Annotated in this window: 3 protein-coding genes and 1 pseudogene; 1 reads left to right on the top strand and 3 read right to left on the bottom strand. The window is 71.9% G+C overall.

What is annotated here, in order from left to right:
• Positions 1-199: 199 nt before the first annotated feature.
• Positions 200-646, bottom strand: coding sequence for a GNAT family N-acetyltransferase (locus PROKR_RS23800; protein ID WP_036968522.1), 447 nt, complete (start codon positions 644-646; stop codon positions 200-202).
• Between the two features lie 22 nt (positions 647-668).
• Here PROKR_RS23800 and PROKR_RS23805 point away from each other — a divergent pair, with 22 nt between their 5' ends.
• On the top strand, positions 669-2147 hold the full coding sequence (locus tag PROKR_RS23805) for an MFS transporter (RefSeq protein WP_036968525.1): 1479 nt from the start codon (positions 669-671) through the stop codon (positions 2145-2147).
• Positions 2148-2163: 16 nt separating this feature from the next.
• On the opposite strand, the gene PROKR_RS23810 is transcribed toward PROKR_RS23805, so the two are convergent.
• Both PROKR_RS23810 and PROKR_RS23815 read right to left on the bottom strand, forming a co-directional pair.
• On the bottom strand, positions 2164-2775 hold the full coding sequence (locus tag PROKR_RS23810; RefSeq protein ID WP_036968528.1) for a dihydrofolate reductase family protein: 612 nt from the start codon (positions 2773-2775) through the stop codon (positions 2164-2166).
• Positions 2776-2897: 122 nt separating this feature from the next.
• Positions 2898-3118, bottom strand: a pseudogene (locus PROKR_RS23815) (ABC transporter ATP-binding protein); the annotation flags it as partial.

A 3118-nucleotide genomic window follows, 5' to 3' on the forward strand; every position in this document is an offset into this window, starting at 1 on the left:
CGGCAGCCGGCTGCGATGCGGCCAGGCCCGCCGTCGCCACCAGGGCGGCGGCGAGGGCGGCCGCGCCGACCTGTACGGAGCGCGGGCGCGCGGTGCGTGACATGGATGACCCCTTCGTCGTCCGGAACACCCCGAAATGTGATCCGAGCGCGACTGTAACGCTTGCAGAACGTTGCAGCAAGAGTGGGGGCGGGTGGGATCAGAGCGGCAGCTTGAACCCCTCGTGCGACTGCTCGTAGCCGAGGTTGCGGTAGAACCGGTGCGCGTCGGGCCGCTGCTTGTCGGAGGTGAGCTGGGCCAGCACGCAGCCGCGCTCTCGGCCGCGCTCGTGGGCGTGCTCCATCAGGAGGCGGCCGATGCCCTGGCCGCGGTACGCCTTGTCCACCCGGACGGCCTCGACCAGGAGCCGGGAGGCACCGTTGCGGGAGATGCCGGGGATGAACGTCAGCTGCATGACGCCGATCACCTCGCCGCCGGACTCGGCGACGACCAGCTCGTTGTCCGGGCTCGCCGCGATGGCCTCGAAGGCCGCGACGTGGGGCGCGCCGTAGGTGCCGGTGCGGGTGGCGGCGACGGCGTCGTCGGCGATGAGCTCGACGACACGTTCGAGGTCGGCCAGGGCCGCCTCACGAAAGGTCAGTTCCATGACGCCACCCTAGGCTCGTGCTGTGACCACCTCCCCAGTGCCCGCGGCCGCGGACAACACCCCTGACGCACCGCCGCGCAGCTCCTGGATCGCCCTCGCCGTGCTCATCCTCGGCGTCTCGATGGCCCTGCTGGACACGACCATCGTCAACGTCGCGCTGCCGACCATCCGGCTCTCGCTGGACGCCTCGGAGGGCACGCTCTCATGGATCATCTCCGGGTATGCCCTGGCCTACGGCCTGGCCCTGATCCCCGCCGGCCGGGTGGGCGACCGCGTGGGCCACAAGTGGGTGTTCGTCGTGGGCCTGGCCGGGTTCACGCTCGCCAGCCTCTGGTGCGGCCTGGCCGGCGGGGCCACCGAGCTGATCGTCGCGCGTGTGGTCCAGGGCCTGTGCGGCGGCATCTTCTTCCCGGCGGTCACGGCGCTGATCCAGCTCATGTTCACCGGCCGAACCCGCGGCAAGGCGTTCGCGGTGATGGGCGCAGCCATCGGCTTCTCGACGGCGCTCGGGCCGATCGTCGGGGGCCTGCTCATCGAGGCGTTCGGCGAGAACGAGGGCTGGCGGTCCATCTTCTTCGTCAACCTGCCGTTCGGCGTGATCGCCGTGGCCGCCGCGATCGCCCTGCTGCCCCGGATCGTGGTCGGGGGTGCCGTGCGCGGCGTCGACGTCGTCGGGCTGCTGCTGGTCTCGGTGGCGCTGGTCGCGATCCTGGTGCCGCTCATCGAGGGCGAGGACGCCGGCTGGCCGTGGTGGACCTTCACGTCGCTGGTGGGCGGCCTGCTGCTGCTCGTCGCGTTCGCGTTCTGGGAGCGCCGGGTCGCGGCCCGCAACGGCAGCCCGCTGGTGCCGCCGCACCTGTTCTCACATCCCGCGTTCACGGGCGGCGTGATCCTCGCGCTGGTCTACTTCGCCGCGTTCACCAGCATCTTCTTCACCATCTCGATCTTCTGGCAGTCCGGGCTGGGCCACTCTGCGCTGGCCTCCGGCCTGGTGTCGGTGCCCTTCGCCATCGGCTCGATCGCCGGCGCGTCACAGAGCGAGCGGCTGTCTCACCGCCTGGGCCGGACCGTGCTCGTGATCGGCACCGGCATGGTCGCCGTCAGCCTGGTCTCGGTGTGGCTCGTGCTCTGGCTGGTGCCGACCGGCGACCTGACCCACTGGCACCTCGCCGGACCGCTGCTGATCGGCGGCATCGGTAGCGGCCTGTTCATCGCGCCGAACGCCCAGTTCATCGTCGCGACGGTGGACCGCGACGAGGCCGGGGCGGCGTCCGGCGTGATCGGCACCATGCAGCGGATCGGCTCGGCGGCCGGCATCGCCGTGGTCGGCTCGGTGCTCTTCGGAGCCCTGACCTTCCCGCCGGGCCGCCCGACGCCGGAGGTGGTCGCCGACGTCTTCGCCCACGGCGCGACACTGGCGATGGCGACCAGCGCAAGCCTTGCCGTGGTGGCGTTCCTGCTGGTCTTCGTGCTGCCGCACCGGGCGGAGCCGCCGCGCTGACGGTGACCCCGCGCGGTCACTCGTCGGGAAGCTGCCCCACGGCCTCCGCGTAGCCGCCCGTCGGCGGGTTCGGGTCCGGCGTGTAGACCAGGTGCAGCAGGCCCGTGCGGAAGGGCGTGGCCGACAGGAGCTTCATGGGCCGGGACGGGTCGCCGTCCTGGAACAGCTTGAGGCCCCCGCCCGCGGTGGCCGGGTGCACGAACAGGTGCAGCTCGTCGAGCAGGCCGGCGTCGAGGAGCTGGCGGACCACCGAGATCGAGCCGGACAGGCCGATCTTCTGGATCGACGGGTCGTCCTTCAGAGCGGTGACGGCCTCGACCAGGTCACCCTGGAGCTGCTCGGAGTTGCGCCAGGTCAGCTCGAGCGGGCTGCGGGACGCGACGATCTTCCGGATGTCGCCGATCCGCTTGGCGAACCCGGCGTCCTCGCCACCCGCCGCCTCACGCTCGGGCCAGGCACCGGCGAACGAGTCGTAGGTGACCCGCCCGAACAGGAAGACGTCGGTGTTGTGCGTCTCGTCGACCGCGGCGCCGAGCTCGTCGTTGAAGTACGGGAAGTGCCAGTTGCCCTTGTCCGGCTCGACGACGCCGTCGAGCGCCATGAACAGGCTGGACACGATCTTCGCCATGGGGGAATCTCCTCGGTCGGTGCCGCACCGCGGCTCTCCCCCGGTCCGACGACGGCGGGCGGGCTGACTCATCGCCCGTTCGGGAACGAGTCTGCCCGCGCGCCGTACGGTCCGCGAGGTGATCAGCCCGCGAGGTGGTTCCAGCGCGGGGCGAGGCCCGCCCACGGGCCGACGTCGGCCACGGCGCCGTCGACCAGCACGACCACCCGGTCGGCGCGGGCGAGGGCCGCGCGCTTGGAGGTCGCGCCGACCACCGTGGTGCCCCGCTCACGCAGGGCGGCCCACAGCTCGATCTCGGTCGAGGCGTCCAGGGCGCTGGAGACGTCGTCGGCCAGCAGCAGCT

This window comes from Promicromonospora kroppenstedtii DSM 19349 (assembly GCF_000515355.1).
GTDB classification, from domain to species: Bacteria; Actinomycetota; Actinomycetes; order Actinomycetales; family Cellulomonadaceae; genus Promicromonospora; species Promicromonospora kroppenstedtii.

Bases quoted from the DNA above. Each gene is read 5' to 3' on its own strand.
- PROKR_RS23800 (WP_036968522.1), bottom strand. From the start codon at position 646: ATGGAACTGACCTTTCGTGAGGCGGCCCTGGCCGACCTCGAACGTGTC.
- PROKR_RS23810 (WP_036968528.1), bottom strand. From the start codon at position 2,775: ATGGCGAAGATCGTGTCCAGCCTGTTCATGGCGCTCGACGGCGTCGTC.